A 21,713-nucleotide genomic window follows, 5' to 3' on the forward strand; every position below is an offset into this window, starting at 1 on the left:
GTATCTTGGCGACATGGTGGCCTCCTTGAATGAGTTACGCCAGTATGCCATATACCGCAATTAAACGAAATATTAAATGTTAAGTGGTACTAGCGGTGTGAACCGAAAACCCGACACGGAAAAAGTTGTAAAAAAGGAAACCGCGGAAGGAAAGAACCCGGAAGAGCCGCGAGGTGTTGCGGCTCTGGATGGTCAGTCCACGCATCAACCGGACGACTACGAAGAACTGTCATATTGCAAATCCTTTGTGGACTCCGTCGACCGGGGACTGGCGGATGCCTACGGCGGCCGAACCTACCCAACCGAAGAGCTGAGGGAAGCGTTGGCAGCCAGAAGAAGTGGAACTCCCTATATAAGAAACAAGCCTCCTTTATAAGAAACAAATTACTTTGTATAGGGAAACTGCTCAATGACGATTGAGCACAAATTGAAGTAATCCTGACTCCGTGACGGCAAATTCAAATTGCTGAATTTGCCGTCACGGAGTCACGGAAAAGGCTTGGTGTAATCAAGATGTGCAAAAATTTATTGTTGACGCAAGAAAAGCAGATAAGAACACTTCTGGCTCAAATGCTTTTTACGTCGGATTCGAAAGGCTAGCGAAATACAGTCTGGCAAGAGATAAGAAAACTTGTGCAGACATGGACGAAGAGTGAAGAGGAAGCCCAACTCGCGGCGGCACATGGACTTCGCTCCGCTCCGCCGGTGCGCCTTGTGACGTTGAGCGATAAGATCGATTAAACTCCTCGAAATTGACAATGGTTCTCATATTTGCTAACCTTGCCACATGAATTACACCATCGAATATTTCCATGCTCGTGTGCTGGCTGAGATTGAATCTTGGCCTGATGGCATTCTTGCCGACTATGCACGTATTCTTGAACTACTTATGGAATTCGGGCCGAACCTGCGCATGCCGCATTCACGGGCAATGAGTGGTGGTGTTTTTGAGGTACGGCCTCGCGGCCGGGAGGGAATTGGTCGTGCGTTTTATTGCTTCGTTGTCGGCCAAAGGATTATCGTACTGCATGCGTTTGTAAAAAAAACGCAAGCTACCCCAGAACAAGAACTAAAAATAGCCCGAAAACGATTAAAGGAGGTCCAAAATGGCTAACTTGAAATATCAACCAGTAACCCATGACCATTCAGCATTTCTTGAAAAAGCCAAGAAACGCGAAGAATTCAAAAAGGCATACCAAGACTTGGAAGAGGAATATGCACTGGCAAAAGAAATGCTTGCAGCTCGTGCGCGAGTAGGTCTTTCGCAGGAAGCCGTCGCTGAAATCATGGGAACAACAAAGAGCGCAATATCAAGGCTGGAAGCAGCCGGTAAGCATGCCCCTTCCCTAACCACCCTCAAAAAGTATGCTCATGCCGTCGGTTGCCACCTTGAAATTAAATTTGTTCCTGAGCATGCCCAACAAGGAAGTTAGACCGGGCCTCAAAACCCGCCCGGTCAACTCCCACGCCGATTCATCCGTGTCCCATAAAGGTTTTGAGGTCTCAATGTATCGCGTCACCCTGACATTTCTGCTCCTGGCAATGGCCACCCCGGCCCACGCCATGCACATCAGCGAAGGGATACTCCCTCTTCCCTGGGCAGCCCTCTGGTTCGCGGTGGCGGCGCCGTTTGTTGCGCTCGGCGCGCGGCAGCTGAACGTCCTGGCGAAAGACGACCTCTCCGTCAAGCCACTGGTGGGGCTGATGGCGGCGGTGGTCTTCATCGTCTCCTGCATGCCGATCCCGGTCCCTACGGCGGGCACCTGCTCCCACCCCTGTGGTACCGGCATCGCCGCGATCCTGGTCGGGCCGCTGGTGAGCGTCCTGATCAGTACGGTGGCGCTCCTGATCCAGGCCCTGTTCCTGGCCCACGGCGGCCTCTCCACCCTGGGGGCGGACATCGTCTCCATGGGGGTGGTCGGTTCCTTTGCCGGCTGGTTCGCCTTTCGCGGGCTGCGCGGCCTGGGCGCGAACCTGGGGGTGGCCGCCTTTCTGGCCGGCCTCTTTACCGACTGGGCCACCTACCTGACCACCTCGGTTGAGCTTGCATCCGGCATCCGGGGCACGTCCCCCTTCTGGCCTCTGGTGACCAAGATCGTCATCGCCTTCATCCCGACCCAGCTTCCTTTGGGTATACTTGAAGGGGCCATGACCGCCGGCATGGTACTGCTGCTGCACAAGAAGCGCCCCGATCTGCTGGTCAGGATGCGGGTGCTCAAAGAGAGCGAGGTCTCGGCCCATGCCTGAACGGAAACGGAAACTGAAGGTCCTCCTGCTTCATGCCATCATCCTGCCGACGCTTCTCTTCGTCTTCTACTTCTTCAGTCTGGCGCCGCGCCCCTGGACCGGGGTGGACGAGGCGGTGGTGGAAAAGATCGCCAGGGAGCACGGCCGGGAGGCCCGCAAGCCGCTCATCGATCCGGGCGAGGGGGATCTGCTCCTCTTCGTTTTTCTCGTTGCCGGCGTAGTGGCCGGGTTTGCCGGCGGCTACTACTGGCGGATGCTGGTGAGTGAGAAGACGCGGGACAAGGGACAGTGAAAACGATTCTTCGCCAGCACAGCTATGATCATCCGCTCACCCGCATCGATGCAAGGGTCAAGCTCCTCTGCGCCTTTACCCTGCTGGCGATGGTGCTGAGTTACCGGGGGACCGCCTTCCCCCTGCTCCTGGCAGGGCTCTGCATTGGACTCTGTCTCAATCTGGGGGTGCGGCCGCGACAGTTGGCGATCCGCTTCAGCCAGCCGCTCTTCATCGCCGGGATGGTGCTGCTCCTGAAGCTCTTTGCCGGTGGCCAGTCGCCGCTTTTCTCCTGGTCCCTGCTGGGGGTGACCATCACCGGCTACAGCGACGGCCTGCGGGAGGGGCTCCTGATTGTCGGCCGGATCGTCGGCGCGGTGTCGGTGGTGGCCCTGGTCGGCTTTTCCACCTCGTTCACCGATCTGATGGCGGCCCTGGCCTGGCTGCGGGTGCCGCAGGGGCTGATCGAGGTGGCGCTCTTTGCCTGGCGCTACCTCTTTGTCCTGTTCGACGACGCCATGGTGGTCTACCACTCCCAGAAGAACCGGCTCGGCTATGCCGGGTACCGGCGGGGGCTCTCCTCCTTCGGCACCCTCACCGGAGCCATGGTGATCAAGGCGTTCGACAGCAGCCAGACCATCACCACGGCCATGGTCCAGCGCGGCTATGACGGCACCATGCCGCTTGTCGGCCACAAGCCGTTCCTGATGCGGGAGGTTGCGCTAGTGCTCCTGTTTGTTGTTGCCATGGGGGTGTTATGGCAGATCTAGCCAGGCTGACGGTCGACCTCCAGTCGTTCCGATACAGCGACGGTACCGTTGCCCTGGCGGATATCCGGCTGGCCATTGCCAGGGGGAAGTTCTGCGGTATCCTCGGGGCCAACGGTTCGGGCAAGACGACGCTCCTGAAGATCATGGATGGCCTGATCAAGGAGTACAGCGGCAGCGTCACCCTCGATGGCGAGGAGATCCGCCGGCTCCACCCCCGGGACATCTACCGGAAGATGGGACTGGTGTTCCAGAATCCCGACGACCAGCTCTTCGCCCATTCGGTGTGTGAGGACGTCGCCTTTGGGCCGCGCAACATGGGCTTTGCCGAGGCCGAGGTGAACCGGCGGGTGGAGACGGCCCTTACCCAGGTGGAGATGGCCGAGTACGGCGCCAAGAACATCCATGCCCTCAGCTACGGCCAGAAGAAGCGGGTCTGCATCGCCGGTCTTCTGGCCATGGGGCACGGTATCCTGCTGCTGGACGAGCCGACTGCCGGGCTGGACCCGATGGGTGAGTACCGGATGATGCAGCTCCTCACCCGGCTGAACCGGGAGGACGGAGTGACTATTGTCATGGCCACCCACAGTGTCGACCTGGTGCCGCTCTTTCTCGATCAGCTCCATATCCTGAGCAAGGGGCGGCTGGTGCGCGGCGGGAGCCCGGAAGAGGTCTTCACCGCGCCGTCGGAGATGGCCGAGGTGAAGCTCAGACTCCCCCATATTGCCGAGCTGATCTACCAGTTGAAACACGAGGAGATGCTCCCCTTCAAGCGGTTGCCGCTCACCATCGGCGAGGCGCGGCGGGAGATGATGGAGATGGTGGAGAACCGTTAGACATGGCTTCTGTATCCGGTTAGGTTCCGACCTTCATCCCGTATAGGGATAGAATGCCTGTAGCCGGGGAATTTATTCCCCGGTTATAGTGGCAGAATGCCATGCATCACGTACGTGACGCAGAGATTTATCGGCAACAGATCCGGGGGATGAATCCCCCGGCTACAGGCGAGCGCCCCTAACGGGGCTTTAAGACGGTTCAGCAATTTTCTGGCCCGGCAAACGCATGATTGGAGGAGCAACCATGAAGACAGCAATCCTTCTCATGGCCCACGGCAGCCGCATTCCCGAGGCCAACGACGCGGCGAGGGAGATCGCCGCCATGGTCAGGGAGATGACCGGGTACGAGATCGTGGAGGTTTCCTTCCGCGAGCAGCACCTCCCCAACATCCAGACCGGAATCGACGCCTGCGTGGCGCAAGGGGCGAAGCGGATACTTCTCATCCCCTATTTCCTTTTCGTTGGCGCCCATGTGCAGGAGGACCTGCCCGAAGAGATGGCCGAGGCGAAGAAACGGTATCCCAACGTGGAGTTCGCCATGGGAACGCATCTCGGGGTGCACCGGAAGCTGGCCGAGGTGGTGGTGGAGCGGATCAATGAAGGGCTGACCGCCACGGGGTGGCACTGATGTCGGTACACCTGCGGCCCGAGGAGATCGAGGCCGAGTCGTTCCGGCTCATCGACGCCGAGGTGGGTCCCCACCCATGGTCGCCGGCCGAGTGGCCGGTGGTGCGGCGCGTCATCCACACCAGCGCCGATTTCGACTACAGCCGGTCCATGTTCTTCTCTCCCGATGCCGTGGCCCGTGGGGTCGCGGCGCTCCGTAAAGGGCGCGGCATCGTGACCGACACCACCATGGCCCTGGCCGGCATAGCCAAGCCGCGCCTGGACAGCTTCGCCATCGCCGCCTCCTGCCTGGTGGCCGATCCGGTGGTGGCCAAGGTTGCCGCCAAGCTCGGCGTCACCCGTTCGACCATTGCCATGCGCACGGCCGCTGCCGACCCTGCCAACGGTATCTTCGTCATCGGCAATGCCCCGACCGCCCTGTTCGAGCTCCTGCGGCTGGTGCGGGAGGAGGGCTTGCGCCCCGGCCTGGTGGTAGGGCTGCCGGTGGGGTTCGTCGGCGCTGCCGAGAGCAAGGAAGAGCTGGTCAGGGAGGCTGCTGGTTATGGTATTCCGTTCATCACCAACCAGGGCCGCAAGGGAGGCTCCAACGTGGCGGCGGCGGTGATCAATGCGCTCTTGATCATGGCAGAGGAAGAGAGGTTCTGACGTATGCGCAAATCGAACAAGCGGATCACCGACATGGCCGTCATCGTCGACCTGCTCAACACCGTTCCGGTGGGGCGGCTCGGCACCATCGGTCCCGATGGCTGGCCGATGATCAAGCCGCTCAACTTCGCCTACCTTGACGGACGGCTCTATTTCCACTGTGCCCCGGAAGGCGAGAAGCTGGACCACATTCGCTACGAGAGCCGGGTCTGTTTCGAACTGGACCTCCCCATCGCCTATGTGCAGGGGACGCACGAGCATCCCTGTCGGGCCGAATACCTCTACCGGAGTATCATCATCCGGGGGCAGGCACGGCTGATCGAGGAGTCGGCGGAGAAGGTCCGCGCCCTGGACGCCCTGATGGCCAAGTACCAGCCGGCGGAGACCTTTGGCGCCTATCCGGAGGAGAAACTGGCCATTACCGGCATCGTCCGGATCGACATCGAGGAAGTTGTCGGCAAGGAGGATCTGGGGAAAGGGGAGCTGGAGGAGCAGGCGTTGGCTGCTCTCCGGTCCGGGGCACATCTGCCGCTGGTTCTCACTCGTCGTTGAGCCCCATGTCCGGCAAAAACCTTCGCCATGGCTACACGACCGGGGCCTGCGCTGCCGCGGCCGCCAAGGGGGCGGCGCTTATGCTGCGCGACCGGCAGCCGGTGGCTGCGGTTGAACTCCTCCTCCCGGCCGGTATGACCGCCGCCTTTCACCTCAATTCCTGCGAGTTGCAGGGGGGGACGGCCATCTGTTCGGTCATCAAGGATGCCGGTGATGACCCGGACGTGACCAACGGTGCCGAGATCAGGGCCGAGCTCTCCTTGGTTCCCGGGGAGAACGGCAGTATTGTTGTCGCGGGGGGCGAAGGGGTCGGCCGGGTCACCAAGCCCGGTCTGGCCGTGGCCGTGGGCGACTGGGCCATCAACCCGATACCACGCCGGATGATCGAAGCGGCGGTCCGGGAGGTTTTCCCTCCTGACTCATCACCCCTCACCCCTCACGTTGTTGTCAGCATCCCCAACGGGGGGGAACTGGCGAAGAAGACCCTGAACGCCCGGCTCGGCATTATCGGTGGGCTTTCCATCCTGGGCACCACCGGCATCGTGCGCCCGATCTCGGCCAAGGCCTGGACCGACACCATCGACGCCTCCATAGACGTGGCCCTGGCCTGTGGCAGCAGGACCGTGGTCCTGTCCACTGGGCGCACGTCGGAGATGGTGGCGCAGCGGTATTTCGGGACTGGGGACTGGGACCCAAGAGGGCCTAAAGGACCGGGGAATGGTAACCCTCTCAAGGAGGAGGCGTTCGTGATGATGGGGGACCATGTGGGGTACGCCCTGCGGGCCTGTGCCAGGAAGGGGGTGGGGCGGGCCGTCCTTGCCGGCCAGTTCGCCAAGCTCCTGAAGATCGCCTGCTGCCATGAACAGACCCATGTGACCTCGTCGGAGCTCGATCTGAGGGCGCTGGCGTCATGGCTTGCCGAGACTCCTCACTCCTCACTCCTCACTTCTCACGTTCGCGAGGCGAACACCGCCCGTCAGGTGCTGGAGATGTCGGGTGACCAGCCGGCGCTCGTGGCGCTGGTCTGCAGCCACGCGGCGGCGTTTGCCCGGCAGGTGACGCCGACGCTGCCGGTCACGGTTTTGCTGGCGGGGTATGGCGGGGAAGTGCTATATTGCGCCTGATTTGGAACTCGGTTTTCGGAGGATGGCATGCCCCAACAAAAAGTCTATCTGGTCGGTGCCGGTATCACGGGATGGGAAGGGTTCGGCAACAAGGCCCTGGAGGTGATCGGCAAGGCTGAAGTCCTGATCGGCCACCAGCGGCATCTGGATATTTTCCCCGACTTTGCCGGGGAAAAGCGGGTCCTGGGAGAGCTGGCGGAGATGCTCGATTTCCTCAGGGAGACCGACCGGCGGACCGTGGTGCTCGGCTCGGGAGATCCCAATTTCTTTGGCGTGGCCCGCTTCCTTCTGCGAAACATCCCCAAGGAACGGATCGAGATCTTTCCCAACCTCACCAGCGTCCAGTATGCCTTTGCCCGGATCAAGGAACCATGGGACGATGCCATCTTCGTCTCGTGCCACGGCCGGGAACTGCACCGGGCCATCGACCGGATTGTGGCCGCCGAGAAGGTGGCGGTGCTGACCGACAAGGTGAACACCCCGGCAGCCATTGCCCGGGAGCTGATCGAACGTGGCGCGGAAGGGTACGAGGCCTGGCTCTGTGAAGATCTCGGCACGCCGGAGGAGCGGTTCACCAGGACCGACGTGAAGGGGCTTCTGGATATTCCCGCCTCCCCCCTGAACATCCTGATTCTGATCAAGGCCTGGGAGCCTTCCCTTACCCAGTATCCGCTGATTGGCGTCGAAGACGAGGAGTTCGCGGCGATCAAGAAACTGATCACCAAGCAGGAGGTCCGGGCCGTTACCCTGGCCAAGCTCCAGCTGCAGGACGATCTGATCTTGTGGGATATCGGCGCCGGCAGCGGCTCGGTATCCATCGAGGCATCGAACCTGATGCCCAACGGCAAGATCTACGCCTTGGAGCGGAACCCGCAGTATGTCGTGTTCCTGCGGGACAACCTGAAAAAGTTCGTGGCCCGTAACGTCAAGTTGGTGGAGTCCTTTGCCCCGGAAGGGCTCGAAGATCTCCCCGATCCGGACCGGGTGTTCATCGGCGGTTCCGGCGGCATGCTGGAGGAGATCATCGAGGCGGTGGACCGGCGTCTGAAACAGGATGGAATGATCGTCCTGAACGCCGTCACCCTGGACACCCTGACCAAGGCGGTGGAGTTTCTGGAGGACCACGGCTACACCGTGGAGGTCACCTGCGTCAATATCGCCAAGACCCGCGGGCTGTCGGAGTACAAGCTGTTCGAGTCCCAGAATCCTGTCTACATCATTACCGCCTGGAAAGGTGACGAATAGTGGCAAAAATCTACGCGGTCGGCGTCGGCCCCGGCGATCCCGAACTCCTCACCCGCAAGGCCGAGCGGATCATCCGGGAGGTGCCGGTCATCTGCGCCCCGACCGGGGCGGCCGATGCGGCCAGCTATGCCCTTTCCATTGTCGAGCCGTTTATCGACCGGTCCCGGCAGGAACTGCTGGTCCAAGTTTTTCCCATGAAAAAGGACCAGGCGGGACTGGCCGCTTTCTGGGAAGAGGCGGCGGCCCAAGTGGCGGAGCGGGTCAGGGCCGGCCAGGACGTGGCATTCATCACCATTGGCGATCCGTTCCTCTACTCCACCTTCCTCTATCTCTATCGGATTTTCAAGGAGTGCTATCCGGAGATTCCGGTCGAGGTGGTGCCGGGGATCTCCAGCATCAATGCCGCTGCTGCCGCGGCCGGCGTGCCGCTCGGGATGACTGCCGACCGGATCGCCATCCTGCCGGCGACCTACGAGGACGACGAACTGCGCCGCACCTTTGCCGCCTTCGATACCGTGATCCTGATGAAGGTGCATCGGGTGTTCGACCGGGTCTATACCCTGCTGAAGGAATTGGGGCTGGAGAACCATGCGGTCTTTGTCCGGCGGGTCGGAGGGACGGACGAGGAGGTGGTCTCTGCCCTGGATACCCTGGTGGGGAAGCCGTTGGACTATCTCTCCCTCCTGATCGTCACGAAACATTCAATAGCGAGGTGAACCATGCGGACCGTCCGGTTGTCGTTCATTCTGGCCCTGCTCGCCCTTTTCCTTCTCCCGTGCGTGTCGGCCGTTGCCGCTGATGAGGCGGCACCCGATAGCTCGACTCAATCAGCGGAAGCGCCTCAAGTGGCGGTTCCCCCCCCTGCACCGGCACCGGTCATCGAATTGGGCCGTTATCGTCTGTTCGATGGTCAGTATGCCACCAGTGCCGTCAGTGGTGAGCAGACTTCGGAACGGCACCTGTTCAAGCTCGACTCCGTGACCGGCAACGTCTGGATCGGCAGGCAGGTGCAGTTCGTGGACAGGAAGAGCGGCCGGTTGGTGCAGCAGCGCTACTGGGAACCGTTCGAGCAGTACCTGACGACACCGCAGTCGAAGTAAGGATGATCTGCTGCGGTTGTCGCGGCAGTCGGGAGGTATTCTTTGTCGTCCATTGCATTTGTCGGTGCCGGCCCGGGCGATGCCGAGCTGATCACCGTTAAGGGAGCCCGCCTGCTGGGTGAGGCCGATGTGGTGGTCTTTGCCGGAAGCCTGGTGGACCGGGAACTGGTGCGTATCCATGCGCCGAACGCGGTCGTGTATGACTCGGCCGGCATGACTCTGGCCGAGACGACGCAGGTCCTGGCCGAGGCGGCAGTTGCCGGGCAGCGGGCAGTGCGGCTCCACACCGGCGACCCTGCCATCTACGGTGCCATCCAGGAACAGATGGCCGAACTGGACCGGCTCGGCATCGGCTACAGCGTGGTGCCGGGGGTGACGAGCGCCTTTGCCGCCGCCGCCGCCCTCAGGCAGGAACTGACCTTGCCCGAGGTCTCCCAGACCGTCATCATCACCCGCCTGGCCGGCCGGACCCCGGTGCCGGAGCGGGAGCGGCTGGCCGAGATCGCCCGTATCGGTGCCACCATGGTCATCTACCTGTCGGTTTCCATGATCGAGCGGGTGGTGGCGGAACTCCTGCAGGGGGCCTACACCCCGGCGACCCCGGTGGCCGTGGTGGCCAGGGCCTCGTGGCCCGACGAACAGACCGTCGAGGGGACCCTGGCGGACATTGCCGCCAGGGTGCGGGAGGCGGGCATCGGCAAGCAGGCCCTGATCCTCGTCGGCGATGTGCTGAAGGCGCGGCGCGAGGGACTGAAGGCGGTGTCCAAGCTGTACGACCGGGAGTTTTCCCATGAATTCCGCAGTGGCATAGTTGCCTGACCGTGCCTGTTGCCATCATCGCCATAACCCGCAATGGTGCCCGCCTCGGCGCCAGGCTGCACGAGGGGCTCGGCGCCGATCTGTACGTGCTGCGGAAATACCGCGGCCAGGCCGGCGCTGCGGCCCGGGGCTTCGACGACCTGAAGGAACTTCTCCCCCGGCTGTGGCAGGATCATGACGGCATCGTTGCGATCATGGCCACCGGCATTGTGGTCCGCCTGACCGCCCCCCTGCTGGCCGGGAAGGAAGTGGACCCGGCAGTGGTGGTGATGGACGAGGCGGGCAAGTTCGCAATATCGCTCCTCTCCGGCCACCTGGGCGGCGGCAATGAACTGGCTGAGCGGTGCGCCTTCGTTACCGGGGCCAGGGCCGTCATCACCACTGCCACCGACGCCAACGGCCTCCCCTCCTTCGATATGCTGGCCAAGGACCATGGGTGGGTCATCGACGACCTGGGCCGGGTAAAGGTCCTGAACAGCCTGCTCCTGGACAACGGGGAGATCGCCGTGGTGGATGCCACTGGGCTGGTCCGCTCGTATTTTCATGGCCGGGGCAGGCTGGTCTTTTTCGACACCTTTGTTGCCGCGGTGCGCAGCGGCGCCAAGGGGGTCGTCTTTGTCGCCAACAGTATCGTTCCCCCCCAGTTTCAGGCCGAGAACCTCCTGGTACTCCGACCGCGGAACCTGGTGCTGGGGGTTGGCTGCAACAGAGGCACGACCCGGGATGAGATCGAAGGGGTGATCACGGCCAACCTGAAGCGGCTTTTTCTGTCGCCCCGCAGCATCGCCTGCCTTGCCACGGCAGAGGCCAAACGGGAAGAGCCCGGGCTCGTTGACTGCGCTGCCTCGCTGGAAGTGCCGTTGCAATGGTTTTCGAGCGAGGAGCTGAACAGCGTGGCAGCGCCGAGCCCGGTGTCGGAACATGCCCTGAAGGCCATCGGCGCTACAGGGGTGGCCGAGCCGGCGGCACTCCTGGCTTCACACGGCGGGGAGCTGCTCCTGAAGAAGGTGAAGGACGGCAACGTGACACTGGCAATTGCTGAGATGGGGTGAAGGTGGAGTCGTGACGGCTACCGCACCGTTTCGCTCCGCGTGCCGCTCGCACCGCCGCTGTACGGCTCATTGCGCTAGCGGCCTGTAACTCGCCCTGACGGGCTCAAACAGACAGGCCGCTGGACGCTCCATGTCGCCTACAGTGGCTGGTACTCGGGCACAGTCGTTTTTGTCGGCACGGCATCCGTCACGACTCCACAGAGAGGTTAGTAATGGGAAAGCTGTTCGTCGTCGGGACCGGTCCGGGCGACCTGAGACATATGACCTTCGAGGCCCAGGCTGCCATCCGGGCCAGTGAGGCCGTGGTCGGCTACAAAGTCTACCTCGATCTGATCCGGCCGCTCTTGTTCGGCAAGGAAGTGGTTTCCTCCGGCATGATGCGCGAGGTGGAGCGCTGCCGCGCCGCCCTGGAGCTTGCCGTTGCCGGCAGGACCGTGGCCCTTGTTTCCGGCGGCGATGCCGGGATCTACGGCATGGCCGGGTTGGTGCTGGAACTCCTGGAAAAGGAAGCGGCTGAGAATCCGCCGGAAGTCGTGGTGGTACCCGGTATCTCCGCTCTGCAGGCGGCTGCATCGGTCCTGGGCGCCCCGCTCATGCACGATTTTGCCGCCATCTCTCTCTCCGACCTCCTGACCCCCTGGACGACCATCCAGAAGCGGCTCAAGGCAGCAGCAGCAGCCGATTTCGTCGTTGCCCTCTACAACCCGCGGAGCAAAGGACGGGTAAAGCAGCTGGAAGAGGCGCGGGCAATCTTTCTGAACGGCCGCCGCCGGGAAACGCCGGTGGGGATCGTCCGTAATGCCTGCCGGGAGGGAGAAGAGCGGATCGTCACCACTTTGGGAGCGATGCTTGAGCATCCGATCGACATGTTCAGCACGGTCATCATCGGTAACGCTGCGACGTTCGTAGACAGAGCCGGCCGGATAGTGACGCCGCGGGGGTATGCGGCGAAGAGTGAGGAGAAAGGAGTGAGGAGTGAGGCGCGAAAGGCGGAAGAATCGCTCCTCACCCCTCACCCCTCACCCCTCACCGACAAAAGGTGCACGGCACTTTTTGTCGCCGGTACCGCCTCGGATGTGGGGAAGTCGGTCCTGACGGCCGGGCTCTGCCGCCTGTTCAGGCGCCGCGGGCTCAGGGTCGCGCCGTTCAAGTCCCAGAACATGGCCCTGAACGCGGCCGTGACCCCCGAAGGAGGAGAGATCGGCCGGGCCCAGGCGGTCCAGGCTGCTGCCTGCCGTATCCCTTCACACACCGACATGAACCCGGTACTGCTCAAGCCGACCACCGATCTGGGGAGCCAGGTGATCGTCCAGGGCGAGGTGGTTGGCACCATGTCGGTACAGGAGTACAACGCCTTCAAGCCGCAGGCGTTCGAGAAGGTGCGGGAGAGTTACGCCCGGCTGCGGGAGGCGTTCGATTTCGTGGTGATCGAGGGGGCCGGGAGCATTGCCGAGATCAACCTGAAGGCCCACGACATCGCCAACCTGCGGGTGGCGGTGATGGCCGACTGCCCGGTGCTGCTGGTGGCCGACATCGACCGTGGCGGGGTCTTCGCCCAGATCGTCGGTACCCTTGAGCTCCTGGAACCGGACGAACGGGCGAGGATAGCCGGTGTCATTATCAACAAATTCCGCGGCGACTCCTCCCTGTTGGGGCCGGGAATCAGCTTCGTCGAGCAGCGTACCGGCGTGCCGGTCCTGGGGGTGATTCCCTGGTTTACCGGGTTCAGAATTCCGGAAGAGGACAGTGTGGCGCTGGAGAGACGGAGAACTCAGGGCTCGGGGGAAGGGACGGTTCGCATCGGGGTGGTCAGGCTGCCGCGTATCAGCAACTATACCGACTTCGATGCACTTGAGGGGGAAGAGGATGTTGAGCTCTCCTACCTGGATGAACCGCAACTGCTGGAAGGGCTTGATTTACTGATCGTGCCCGGAAGCAAGGCGACCATTGCCGATCTGGCCTTCCTGCAGGATTCGGGGCTGGCCGCGGCCATTAAGACCTTTAGCGGCCCGGTGGTCGGCGTCTGCGGCGGGTATCAGATGCTGGGAATGCGGGTGAGCGACCCCCATGGCGTGGAATCCGGCGACCAGCGTGAAGCCGAGGGGCTGGGGCTCTTGGACGTGGTGACGGTGATGCTGCCCCACAAGGAGACCCACCAGGTGACGGCCGAACTCCTGCCGGCCGGTTTTCTGGTCGCCACCCGCTGCAGCCGGGAGCTGACCGGCTACGAGATCCATATGGGGGAGACCATCCTCGGTCCCAAGGCCGACTCCTTTGCCAGGATCACCCGGCGTTCCGGAGAGGAGACCGAGATCCTCGACGGCGCGGTCTCCAGAGACGGGCGGGTGTTCGGGACCTATCTGCACGGCATTTTCGACAACGATCGGTTTCGCACCGCCTTCCTGAACCGGCTCCGTACGGCCAAAGGTTTGACCGAGCGATCGGTGCCGATCCGGGCCGCCGATCCCCTTGACCTCCTGGCCGATCACCTGGAACGGCATCTGGATCTGGCCAAGGTCTGGGCCATCTGCGGTTTGACGCCTGCATGAGCAGCCCCTCCATGGATGGGCACACCCCGCAGCTGGCCGAGGCATGCGGATGAACCCCCAGCTGTCAATCCCCATCGTTGCGGTGGTACTCGACCTTATCCTGGGCGATCCCCGCTGGCTACCCCATCCGGTCATCCTGATCGGGAGGATGATCGCTTTTCTGGAGGGGCTGCTAAGACGGCTCATAGCCAGCGAGCGCCTTGGCGGCATAGTCCTGCTGCTGCTGACCGTTTCACTTACCTACGGCATCGCCCTGGCAGTCGTGACAGTGGCCTCAGCCGTGCATCCGTCTGCCGGTATTGCCGTGTCTGCCCTCATGGCCTGGACTGCCCTGGCGGCCCGGTCCCTCCACCGCGAGTCGGGGCTGGTGGCCGCTGCTGTGGAGCGGGGGGACCTTCCGGAGGCGCGACGCTATCTCTCGTATATCGTTGGCCGGGATACCGCAGATCTCGATGAACCGGAGATCTGGCGGGCAACGGTGGAAACTGTGGCGGAAAACAGTTCAGACGGCGTCATTGCGCCGCTGTTTTTTCTGCTGCTCGGCGGACCGCCTTTGGCACTGGCCTACAAGGCGATCAACACCCTCGACTCCATGGTCGGGTACAAGAACGACCGGTACCTGCGCTTCGGCTGGGCCTCGGCCCGGTGCGACGATCTGGCCAATTACCTGCCGGCCAGGCTGACCGGACTGCTGATGGTCCTCGTCGCACCGCTGTGCGGGTATTCCTCCAGGAACAGCTGGCGGATCATGGCGCGGGACGGCCGCAACCACGCCTCGCCGAACAGCGGTGTCCCGGAGGCGGCAACTGCCGGAGCGCTGGGGGTCCAACTCGGCGGGACAAACAGCTATTTTGGCCGGCCGGTGGTCAAGCCGACCATCGGCGACCCTGTCAGGCCGCTCGACAGGGTCGCCTGGCGCGGTGCGGTACGGTTGATGTACAGCGCCGAGGGGGTGCTCCTGGCGGGGTGGCTTGCTGCTATTACTGTCTGGCAGTATTGGAGATGAGCGGGATGAAACTGTTCGATCACGGGGGAAGGGTCTTTGCCGTTGCCCGGCAATTGGGAGTGAGCCCGGAGGAAATTCTGGATTTTTCCGCCAGCATCAATCCGCTCGGGATCTCGGTAAAGGTCCGGGATGCGGTTCAGAATGCCCTGGTGCAGGCGGTGCATTACCCGGACAGCGAGGCCACGGCGTTGCGTCAGGCCCTGGCACTCCATCACGGGCTGGCGACGGAGCAGTTCTGCGTCGGCAACGGCTCCACCGAACTTATTTATCTGCTGCCGCGGCTTCTGGAGGGGGGGCGCAAGCGTGCCCTCCTGATTGTGCCGACCTTTTCCGAGTACGGATATGCCCTGCAGCAAGCGGGTTGGGAGGTGGAGCAACTTGTTCTGTCGGATGATGACGGCTTCGTTCTCCCCCTGGCCGCGCTTGCCGAGAGGCTGAGATCTGGTTGCGATATTCTTTTTCTCTGTAATCCGGGCAACCCTACCGGCCGGCTCTATCAACGGGACGAAGTGGCGGCAGTGGCCGATCTCTGTCGGGAAGAGGGAACCTTTCTGGTGGTGGACGAGGCGTTCATGGATTTCTGCGAGGATGAATCGGCCAAGCATCTGGTGGCAGCCGGCGATGCCGGGGTGGTCCTCCGCTCCATGACCAAGTTCTGGGCACTGCCCGGGCTGCGTCTTGGCTACGCCATGGCATCAGCTGCGGTCACAGCGCGCCTGGCAGCAATCCGGCCTCCCTGGAGCGTTAACCATCTGGCACAGGCAGCCGGTCTGGCCGCCCTGGCAGACCATGATTACCATCGTCGTACCCTTTCCATGACAGGCTCGGCACGGACTAGCATGGCCGAGCGCCTTGCCGCCCTTCCTGGGGTCCGGGTATTTCCGGCCGCTGCCAATTACCTGCTGGTGAAGCTACCCGGCAATCTTCCCACCCCGATTCTGCAGGAACGGCTCCTCGGGCAACGGATGCTGATTCGGGACTGCAGTTCGTTTCAGGGGCTTGGCGAACGGTTTGTGCGGCTGGCGGTGCGTGGTGTCAGAGAAAATGACCTGTTGCTGGCAGCGATAGAGAAGGAGATCGTGTAGGCTGGAAAAAAGAAAAGGGCCGCGTTCGCAGCCCTTTTTGGCGTCAGATTCTTTCTCTCTAGGCAGCTGTGCAGGCGAGACAGTCTGTTCCGGGCGTGGCGCTGGTGCCGGCTCCTGAGTTGAGGGTGTGGACCAGGGATTTGGTGTCGATTTTCTGGAAGCTGAGGCCGATTCCCTGCTCGTCGCAACGAACCACTTTGCCGTCAATACCGAACGACATGTCCCCTGAATCACCGTTGAAGTAGACGGTGACCTGAACTGTTTCGTTGAGGTCAATCTGCTGGTCTGTTTTGACGAACAACCCTTTAAGGCTCAGGTTTTCCACCTCGCCCCTGAAGGCCCGCCCCTGAAAGGTTATCAGGGCGGTAGTCCGACAATCAACCCTTTCAAATTGTCTTTTTTTCACCGGTAAGGCTCCTTCCGCTTCTTGCGGCACGAGGTAATGGCTCTGTTATCGACGCCGCTTTCAGATTCTTTAGAGGAAATCACCAGCGTTTGTCAATAACATAACTGCTTTCGCTGCTGCGCTTGGCCAGCTTCTTCAGTTCGGCCGCCACTTCGGTGAGCTTTCCGTAGTGCAGAATGCGGGGAGAGTCGGTGGGGACAACGGCAATGGAGATACTCAGGAGGGGGATCTTTTCTTCCTGGCCTTTCCGGTTACAGGCCATGAAAAAACCATCAGCCTTGGCTACGTCATCGAACAGTTCATCGGCGATCTGCCCGAAGTTGCTGATGATTGTTTTGCAGACCGGCTCAGACTGCTCCGTGGGGACGATGAATACGAAATCGTCGCCGCCGATGTGACCGCAGAAACCGCCGCCCGACTCTTTGACGGCGTTGAACATGATTCTGGCCAGCATCCGGAGCACTTCGTCGCCATGGGAAAAGCCATACACGTCGTTGTATGGTTTGAAATTGTTGATATCGATGTAGCAGACTGCCATCGGTGTTCCCATGACCGCTTCCACTGCCCGCTGAATAGAGGCGTTGCCCGGAAGCCTGGTCAGTGGGTTGTTGTCGAAAATCCGCTCGATGCGTCCCATGGCGAGCTGAATGCGGCTGAAGAGTTCAGAATATTTGATCGGCAGGGTGATAAAATCATCCAGTGGTGTGGCGCTCCAATCCATTTCCTCTGCGGACATCTCGGTCAGGATGCCGATGATCGGGATGGTGCTGAAAAAACTGTCCCCCCTGATGGTCTTGACGATCTTGTCACCCTCGTCGGTCGAAGACGAAGACAGGTCGAGGATGATCAGGTCCGGCGGATCGGAGTAAATCATGCCGATGACGTTGGCGAAACTCGGGAGAAGGATGACCTGATAATCTTTGCTCTGCAGCCGTAGCCGGAGATGGGCGGCGAGTTGCTGATCGCCGGAAATGAGGGTTATTCGGAGGTTAGAGCGCATCGGCCGATTGCAGCTCCAGAGTGAAGTTTTTTACTTCCACCATTTTGTCTTCCAGTTCCTCGATGATGTCCCTGAGGATGACATCGTTCAGGTTGAGCCGTTGCCAGGCCAGTTCGCTGAGCGGGTGGACAACGTCATCACCGCTGAACCCAAAACCGCTTGCCTTGATGAGGATATCAGCCAGATGGACGACGCTTGCCTTCACCTGGTGATTGCCGGCCTTTTCTACGTTGTGGTGACAGGCTATCGGCTCGATCAGTTTGTCCGGCAGAAACCAGTACTTGGCAAGCCATCCCCCGACCTCAGCGTGATCTATGCCGAACAGTTCCAACTCGGCTTCCTGAAAATAGTTCTCGTCATTCTGTATTGAACTTAGAAGTTGAGAGTACTCATCGGGAAACTTTATCTTCATTATCACCTTGCCGATGTCGTGGAGAAGGGCGGCGGTGGAGATTTCTTCGCAATCGGGGAGCCGGAGCCTTTTGGCGATAATGTTGGCAGCCACCCCTGCCCCCAGGGAGTGTTCCCAGAGGCCAAGCACGCTCTTCTCCATGATCTCGAAGATCGAAGAGCTGAGGGCAAGACTCTTTACTACATCCACACCGAGAAGGATCATGGCATTGGAGATGGTGGACACCCGGTAGAAACCATACGACGGCGAGTTTGCCAGCCTCAGGACCCGTGCTGACAGCACCTGGTCGGAGGAGACCATCCGCGCCATTTCCTGGATCGAGGCCTTGTCGCTCATCGACATGGCGTTCAATTTGCCGATGATCGCCGGGATGGTCGGCAGCGATCTGGTGTCCTTGATAACGGCCAGAATTTCGGAGCGCCTATCTGACATTCTGCGCCGATCCCTCCATGGAATTGATGATGCAGTCACGGTAGACATCCTTGATAGCTTGCATCCGCGGGTGGTCGTCTAGTCTGCGGAAGCGATGGTCGAGGTCTGCCAGGAGTTCCTCCAGGGTTTTGTCCCCTTCCAGCCATAGGGGGTGGCCCTCAACGATGATGCTTTGCACTCCCATATTTTGTAACCGCATGATGAGCGGGGCGGTCAGTTCCACTCCTTTGCCGCACAGGGGCGATCCATTGGGATTATCCGGACGGACCACATCTTTGGCCAGGGTCATTCCCGGTTGGGACTGAGAAATGGGAATGTTCTGCATCTTTCCTCTCCCGTGTATCGGTATTGTATCGGGCCTAAATTGTACAGAATTTTTGGGGAATTACAACAATGGCGTGAGTGGTCCGGCTAAAATAAGCCTGCAATGAAAAGCCGTGCTGGTGATGTTCCACCAAAGCACGGCTTGCAAAAGCAAGAGACTGAAAAGATGCGGCAAGGGAAGCGTTCCCTCGCCGCTTGGTCAGGCTGCCCGTTTTTTCGGACTGAGACCACATAGGACTATTTCACGTTCCAGCTTTTCCCGGGTCAGGCCCAGGGCTTTGCATATCGACTCTTTATTGCAGTGGTATTTCTCCATTGCCATCAGGATGAGCGCCTTTTTCAGGGCGCTGGACAGTTTGTCCAGCACGTTTTTCTGGGTCGTGGCTGCCACCACGGTGAAAAATGGCTCCAGGTGCTGTTCGAAAAGGCGGGCATTGTCTTCCACTTTGTTGCGTGCATTTGCTTCCATGGCTTCCACCCTGACACAGTTGGTAATAAAATCGGTCATGTTGGTCTGTACGTAGCGAAGTGTTTCAGCATGATTGTCAATGGTAATGACAGTTTTCACCGGTATTGACTGAATGGCGCTCTTTTTCGTCATGATCATTTCGATCAGTCTGAAGTCACACTCTCCAGCTTTGTCTTCATGTATTCGGCATCTATATCCCACGGCGGTTCCTCCTATCCTATACATCTGACCTATCGTACGTGGCAGGCCAGGCAGAGTTGACTTTGATCCAATCCAACAATCAGGTGCTTTTGTTCGGGATTGAGCGGATTATGGCAGCTCAGGCAGCCAACGCGACCGTTTACCAACACCATGTCGTTGTTGAGGGAGACCTGGTCCCGCAGGCTTCCGGGTTTTGCGTAGGATGCGCTGCCGTAGTGCATGCCGATCGGATGGGGGCCCATGACCATTTGTATGTTGTTAGTCCGACCAGTGTCGTTCTTGAAGCGGATATCGTGCAATGTGGCGCTGATCCCGTCGTGGCAGGTGATACAGTCGAAAGAAATCGGGTCGAGCTCGATGCGTTCACCTTTGTACATGAAGGCTATGCTTTCAGAGCCCATCTCGTCATATGCAGAAATGGCGGCGTCTTTAATTCTTTTGATCTGGGCAGAATAAATGTCCCGTTGTCCCGGAAGTGCCAACTGGGTGCTGTAGGTGCATCTTCCGTCGTCTGCGTGTGCGGTACTGATTTCGGTCAAACAGGTCAGGGTGCACAGGATGGCAGCTGTGAAGCGACCGGCAGCTTGAAATGCGCTTGTGATGGTCATTGCGTGCCCCTTTCGTGGTATGTTGCCTTCCGGTATTACAAAAACGGTACCATCTGTGTCACGATCTGAAAATAGTTTGTAACATGTTAACATTGAAGGATAAATGCCGTGATAACGCTTTGCCGTAAAGTGTTTTTGGACGTGCTGTGCTGGTAAAGAGGTGAACAGGGTGAAAAGATTAAAATGGATAAAGTTGTTGTAATTAAAGGCGTTATGCCTTGTTGGTCGGTTTTGTGATTTTGAACACCCATATTTGTATCTGCGTGTACCTGGTAGCGTTGACCGGCAGGTGCGTTAAAATATCATCAAAGGGCTATATATTTGTCCGTTGTCAGGAAGGAGGCGCGTGGATGAAGATTTTTGCCAGCGGCAGCACCGGATTTGTGGGTGGCCATCTCTGTGCGGAGCTCCTGGGACGTGGCCACCAGCTGAGGCTGCTGACCCATCAGCGGCAGACTTCGTATGTGGCGGGGGTTGAGATGATTGCCGGGGATGTGACCCGGTCTGAAAGCTATGTCGAGGCGTTGCGGGGGTGCGACGCGGTTGTCAATCTGGTGGGGATTATCCGCGAGTTTCCAGGTCGGGGGATAACATTCGACCGCCTCCATGTTGAGGCAGCGCGGGCCATGGTGGCAGCTGTCCGCCAGTCCGGGGTCAAGCGGTACCTGCAGATGTCGGCACTGGGGGCGCGCCCCGGCGCCATCTCCCGCTACCACCAGACAAAATTTCAGTCAGAAGAACTGGTCCGTGCGTCCGGACTCGATTTCACCATTTTCCGGCCATCCCTCATTTTCGGCCAGGGCGATGCTTTCGTGAACATGCTGGCGGGATACATCCGGTCTTACCCGGCCGTGCCGGTAATCGGCGATGGCCGGTATCAGCTACAGCCCATCAGCGTCGACGACGTTGCGCGCTGTTTCGCCGTTGCTCTGGAGATGCCGGAAACCATCGGCCATACCTTTGAGCTCTGCGGCCCGGACCGCTTTTCCTACAATGAACTGCTGGACGTCATCGGCCGGGTTCTGGGCAAAGCGCGGGTTTTGAAGGTGCCGAATCCGCTTGGTCTCATGAAATTGGTGGTCCCGCTATTCCAGAGGTTTTCGTTTTTTCCGCTGACCATGGATCAACTGACTATGTTGACGGAGGGAAATGTGTGTGGCGGTGAATGGCGAAAGACATTCGGTTTTGAGCCGGAGGGATTTGAGGCGGCAATAAGAAGGTATCTCCATTGATTAACCACGGGTGCAGGGTCAGAAAAGGCCTCGTTCAACGAAACTGACATAGGCGTTGTCGCCGACGATTATGTGGTCCAGGACGCGAATGCCGAGCAGTTCGCCGGCCTCCTTCAGCCGTTTGGAAATCTCCAGGTCTTCTCTGCTCGGGGTTGGGTCGCCACTCGGGTGGTTATGGACCAGAATGACGGCTGCAGCCGATTCCCTCACCGCGGGGTTGAAGACCTCCCGGGGATGAACGATGCTTTGGTTCAGGGATCCTTCGGAAATCTGTACCTCGCGCAGAATCCTGTTTTTCCCGTCCAGGAGAAGGATCAGAAAATACTCTTTGCGGCGGTCTCTAAAGCGGTAGTGGAAATGCTGGAAGACCTGGGACGGGGTTGTGAAACGCTCCAGGTTTGCCAGTCGGGCGGTGTTTATCCGCTGCGCAAGGGTGAGTGCCGCCAGCACTGACGCCGCTTTTGCCGGTCCGGCACCCTTGATGGCGCAGATTTCGGCCATGGTGGCGCCCGCAATATTGCGCAGATCGCCGAATTCCTTGAGGATATTCCTTCCCAGGTCGATGGCGCTTTGTCGAGAAGCGTGGTCACCGGAGCGGATGATGAGGGCGAGGAGTTCGGCGTCGCTCAGCGCATCGGGGCCGAACTTGTGCATTTTTTCCCTGGGACGCTCGTCCTCAGGCCAGTTGGTGATGGGTGGCACGG

General features: G+C 60.2%; 26 protein-coding genes and 1 pseudogene. 20 read left to right on the forward strand and 7 right to left on the reverse strand.

Annotated features, from left to right (window positions below; translation table 11 throughout):
• The first annotated feature begins 97 nt into the window (after positions 1–97).
• From JN12_RS13770 to cobD, 19 genes and pseudogenes are all read left to right on the forward strand, one after another.
• A complete protein-coding gene (locus JN12_RS13770; protein WP_145023695.1) occupies positions 98–376 on the forward strand; it encodes a hypothetical protein in 279 nt (92 codons plus the stop codon).
• 411 nt (positions 377–787) lie between these two features.
• Entirely contained in the window at positions 788–1,114 is a 327-nt protein-coding gene (locus tag JN12_RS13775) for a type II toxin-antitoxin system RelE/ParE family toxin (protein ID WP_145023697.1), read from the forward strand.
• Positions 1,107–1,433 (forward strand): helix-turn-helix domain-containing protein, encoded by a 327-nt coding sequence (locus JN12_RS13780; protein WP_145023699.1) that lies wholly within the window; start codon positions 1,107–1,109, stop codon positions 1,431–1,433. Before JN12_RS13775 ends, JN12_RS13780 begins: the two co-directional genes overlap by 8 nt.
• Positions 1,434–1,506: 73 nt before the next feature.
• Positions 1,507–2,247 (forward strand): energy-coupling factor ABC transporter permease, encoded by a 741-nt coding sequence (locus tag JN12_RS13785; RefSeq protein ID WP_145023701.1) that lies wholly within the window; start codon positions 1,507–1,509, stop codon positions 2,245–2,247.
• Between the two features lie 91 nt (positions 2,248–2,338).
• Positions 2,339–2,539 (forward strand): annotated as a pseudogene (locus tag JN12_RS13790) (cobalt ABC transporter permease); the annotation flags it as partial.
• Positions 2,536–3,288, forward strand: coding sequence for a cobalt ECF transporter T component CbiQ (cbiQ, locus tag JN12_RS13795; protein ID WP_145023705.1), 753 nt, complete (start codon positions 2,536–2,538; stop codon positions 3,286–3,288). The pseudogene JN12_RS13790 and the gene cbiQ, both read left to right, overlap by 4 nt.
• Positions 3,276–4,121 carry an energy-coupling factor ABC transporter ATP-binding protein gene (locus tag JN12_RS13800; RefSeq protein WP_145023707.1) on the forward strand — a complete coding sequence of 282 codons (846 nt, stop codon included), beginning with the start codon at positions 3,276–3,278 and terminating at the stop codon, positions 4,119–4,121. The genes cbiQ and JN12_RS13800 overlap by 13 nt, the downstream gene beginning before the upstream one ends.
• A gap of 244 nt (positions 4,122–4,365) precedes the next feature.
• Positions 4,366–4,749, forward strand: a complete 384-nt coding sequence (locus tag JN12_RS13805; protein ID WP_145023709.1) for a sirohydrochlorin chelatase — start codon at positions 4,366–4,368, stop codon at positions 4,747–4,749.
• Positions 4,749–5,393, forward strand: a complete 645-nt coding sequence (locus JN12_RS13810) for a precorrin-8X methylmutase (protein WP_145023711.1) — start codon at positions 4,749–4,751, stop codon at positions 5,391–5,393. Before JN12_RS13805 ends, JN12_RS13810 begins: the two co-directional genes overlap by 1 nt.
• 3 nt (positions 5,394–5,396) lie before the next feature.
• Positions 5,397–5,945 (forward strand): pyridoxamine 5'-phosphate oxidase family protein, encoded by a 549-nt coding sequence (locus tag JN12_RS13815; RefSeq protein WP_145023713.1) that lies wholly within the window; start codon positions 5,397–5,399, stop codon positions 5,943–5,945.
• 5 nt (positions 5,946–5,950) lie between these two features.
• A complete protein-coding gene (locus JN12_RS13820) occupies positions 5,951–7,069 on the forward strand; it encodes a cobalt-precorrin-5B (C(1))-methyltransferase (protein WP_145023715.1) in 1,119 nt (372 codons plus the stop codon).
• Between the two features lie 27 nt (positions 7,070–7,096).
• Entirely contained in the window at positions 7,097–8,314 is a 1,218-nt protein-coding gene (gene cbiE / locus JN12_RS13825; protein ID WP_145023717.1) for a precorrin-6y C5,15-methyltransferase (decarboxylating) subunit CbiE, read from the forward strand.
• Positions 8,314–9,030, forward strand: coding sequence for a precorrin-2 C(20)-methyltransferase (gene cobI, locus JN12_RS13830; protein WP_170241925.1), 717 nt, complete (start codon positions 8,314–8,316; stop codon positions 9,028–9,030). Before cbiE ends, cobI begins: the two co-directional genes overlap by 1 nt.
• 3 nt (positions 9,031–9,033) lie before the next feature.
• Positions 9,034–9,414: a hypothetical protein gene (locus JN12_RS13835; protein ID WP_145023721.1), complete on the forward strand. Its 381-nt coding sequence runs from the start codon at positions 9,034–9,036 to the stop codon at positions 9,412–9,414.
• A gap of 42 nt (positions 9,415–9,456) precedes the next feature.
• Complete coding sequence (cobM, locus tag JN12_RS13840; protein WP_145023723.1) at positions 9,457–10,233, forward strand: precorrin-4 C(11)-methyltransferase; 777 nt, start codon at positions 9,457–9,459, stop codon at positions 10,231–10,233.
• A gap of 2 nt (positions 10,234–10,235) precedes the next feature.
• Positions 10,236–11,285, forward strand: coding sequence for a cobalt-precorrin 5A hydrolase (locus JN12_RS13845; RefSeq protein WP_145023725.1), 1,050 nt, complete (start codon positions 10,236–10,238; stop codon positions 11,283–11,285).
• 212 nt (positions 11,286–11,497) lie between these two features.
• Positions 11,498–13,834, forward strand: coding sequence for a cobyric acid synthase (locus JN12_RS13850; RefSeq protein ID WP_145023727.1), 2,337 nt, complete (start codon positions 11,498–11,500; stop codon positions 13,832–13,834).
• Between the two features lie 49 nt (positions 13,835–13,883).
• Positions 13,884–14,840, forward strand: coding sequence for an adenosylcobinamide-phosphate synthase CbiB (cbiB, locus tag JN12_RS13855; RefSeq protein ID WP_246125867.1), 957 nt, complete (start codon positions 13,884–13,886; stop codon positions 14,838–14,840).
• Positions 14,841–14,845: 5 nt separating this feature from the next.
• Positions 14,846–15,925: a threonine-phosphate decarboxylase CobD gene (gene cobD, locus JN12_RS13860; RefSeq protein WP_145023731.1), complete on the forward strand. Its 1,080-nt coding sequence runs from the start codon at positions 14,846–14,848 to the stop codon at positions 15,923–15,925.
• Between the two features lie 58 nt (positions 15,926–15,983).
• On the opposite strand, the gene JN12_RS13865 is transcribed toward cobD, so the two are convergent.
• The 6 genes from JN12_RS13865 to JN12_RS13890 form a co-directional block, all read right to left on the reverse strand.
• Entirely contained in the window at positions 15,984–16,331 is a 348-nt protein-coding gene (locus JN12_RS13865) for a PilZ domain-containing protein (protein ID WP_170241926.1), read from the reverse strand.
• A 79-nt stretch (positions 16,332–16,410) separates the two neighbouring features.
• Positions 16,411–17,331, reverse strand: coding sequence for a diguanylate cyclase domain-containing protein (locus tag JN12_RS13870; RefSeq protein ID WP_145023735.1), 921 nt, complete (start codon positions 17,329–17,331; stop codon positions 16,411–16,413).
• Positions 17,321–18,175 carry an HDOD domain-containing protein gene (locus JN12_RS13875; protein ID WP_145023737.1) on the reverse strand — a complete coding sequence of 285 codons (855 nt, stop codon included), beginning with the start codon at positions 18,173–18,175 and terminating at the stop codon, positions 17,321–17,323. The genes JN12_RS13870 and JN12_RS13875 overlap by 11 nt, the downstream gene beginning before the upstream one ends.
• Positions 18,165–18,500: a hypothetical protein gene (locus tag JN12_RS13880; RefSeq protein ID WP_145023739.1), complete on the reverse strand. Its 336-nt coding sequence runs from the start codon at positions 18,498–18,500 to the stop codon at positions 18,165–18,167. The genes JN12_RS13875 and JN12_RS13880 overlap by 11 nt, the downstream gene beginning before the upstream one ends.
• 198 nt (positions 18,501–18,698) lie before the next feature.
• Positions 18,699–19,169, reverse strand: coding sequence for a hypothetical protein (locus tag JN12_RS13885; protein ID WP_145023742.1), 471 nt, complete (start codon positions 19,167–19,169; stop codon positions 18,699–18,701).
• Positions 19,170–19,198: 29 nt separating this feature from the next.
• Positions 19,199–19,777 carry a cytochrome c3 family protein gene (locus JN12_RS13890; RefSeq protein WP_170241927.1) on the reverse strand — a complete coding sequence of 193 codons (579 nt, stop codon included), beginning with the start codon at positions 19,775–19,777 and terminating at the stop codon, positions 19,199–19,201.
• 350 nt (positions 19,778–20,127) lie between these two features.
• Here JN12_RS13890 and JN12_RS13895 point away from each other — a divergent pair, with 350 nt between their 5' ends.
• Positions 20,128–21,009, forward strand: a complete 882-nt coding sequence (locus tag JN12_RS13895) for a complex I NDUFA9 subunit family protein (RefSeq protein WP_145023746.1) — start codon at positions 20,128–20,130, stop codon at positions 21,007–21,009.
• A gap of 18 nt (positions 21,010–21,027) precedes the next feature.
• On the opposite strand, the gene radC is transcribed toward JN12_RS13895, so the two are convergent.
• Entirely contained in the window at positions 21,028–21,711 is a 684-nt protein-coding gene (gene radC, locus JN12_RS13900; protein ID WP_281287735.1) for a RadC family protein, read from the reverse strand.
• Between the last annotated feature and the right edge of the window lie 2 nt (positions 21,712–21,713).

This window comes from Geobacter argillaceus, from assembly GCF_007830735.1.
Classification (GTDB): domain Bacteria; phylum Desulfobacterota; class Desulfuromonadia; order Geobacterales; family DSM-12255; genus Geomobilibacter; species Geomobilibacter argillaceus.

Coding starts and splice junctions, on each gene's coding strand:
- JN12_RS13890 (WP_170241927.1), bottom strand. CDS start 19,777: ATGACCATCACAAGCGCATTTCAAGCTGCCGGTCGCTTCACAGCTGCC.
- cbiB (WP_246125867.1), top strand. CDS start 13,884: ATGAACCCCCAGCTGTCAATCCCCATCGTTGCGGTGGTACTCGACCTT.
- JN12_RS13810 (WP_145023711.1), top strand. CDS start 4,749: ATGTCGGTACACCTGCGGCCCGAGGAGATCGAGGCCGAGTCGTTCCGG.
- JN12_RS13815 (WP_145023713.1), top strand. CDS start 5,397: ATGCGCAAATCGAACAAGCGGATCACCGACATGGCCGTCATCGTCGAC.
- JN12_RS13895 (WP_145023746.1), top strand. CDS start 20,128: ATGAAGATTTTTGCCAGCGGCAGCACCGGATTTGTGGGTGGCCATCTC.
- JN12_RS13775 (WP_145023697.1), top strand. CDS start 788: ATGAATTACACCATCGAATATTTCCATGCTCGTGTGCTGGCTGAGATT.
- cbiE (WP_145023717.1), top strand. CDS start 7,097: ATGCCCCAACAAAAAGTCTATCTGGTCGGTGCCGGTATCACGGGATGG.
- JN12_RS13870 (WP_145023735.1), bottom strand. CDS start 17,331: ATGCGCTCTAACCTCCGAATAACCCTCATTTCCGGCGATCAGCAACTC.
- JN12_RS13780 (WP_145023699.1), top strand. CDS start 1,107: ATGGCTAACTTGAAATATCAACCAGTAACCCATGACCATTCAGCATTT.
- JN12_RS13805 (WP_145023709.1), top strand. CDS start 4,366: ATGAAGACAGCAATCCTTCTCATGGCCCACGGCAGCCGCATTCCCGAG.
- JN12_RS13880 (WP_145023739.1), bottom strand. CDS start 18,500: ATGCAGAACATTCCCATTTCTCAGTCCCAACCGGGAATGACCCTGGCC.
- JN12_RS13835 (WP_145023721.1), top strand. CDS start 9,034: ATGCGGACCGTCCGGTTGTCGTTCATTCTGGCCCTGCTCGCCCTTTTC.
- cobD (WP_145023731.1), top strand. CDS start 14,846: ATGAAACTGTTCGATCACGGGGGAAGGGTCTTTGCCGTTGCCCGGCAA.
- JN12_RS13785 (WP_145023701.1), top strand. CDS start 1,507: ATGTATCGCGTCACCCTGACATTTCTGCTCCTGGCAATGGCCACCCCG.
- JN12_RS13875 (WP_145023737.1), bottom strand. CDS start 18,175: ATGTCAGATAGGCGCTCCGAAATTCTGGCCGTTATCAAGGACACCAGA.
- JN12_RS13820 (WP_145023715.1), top strand. CDS start 5,951: ATGTCCGGCAAAAACCTTCGCCATGGCTACACGACCGGGGCCTGCGCT.
- JN12_RS13800 (WP_145023707.1), top strand. CDS start 3,276: ATGGCAGATCTAGCCAGGCTGACGGTCGACCTCCAGTCGTTCCGATAC.
- JN12_RS13850 (WP_145023727.1), top strand. CDS start 11,498: ATGGGAAAGCTGTTCGTCGTCGGGACCGGTCCGGGCGACCTGAGACAT.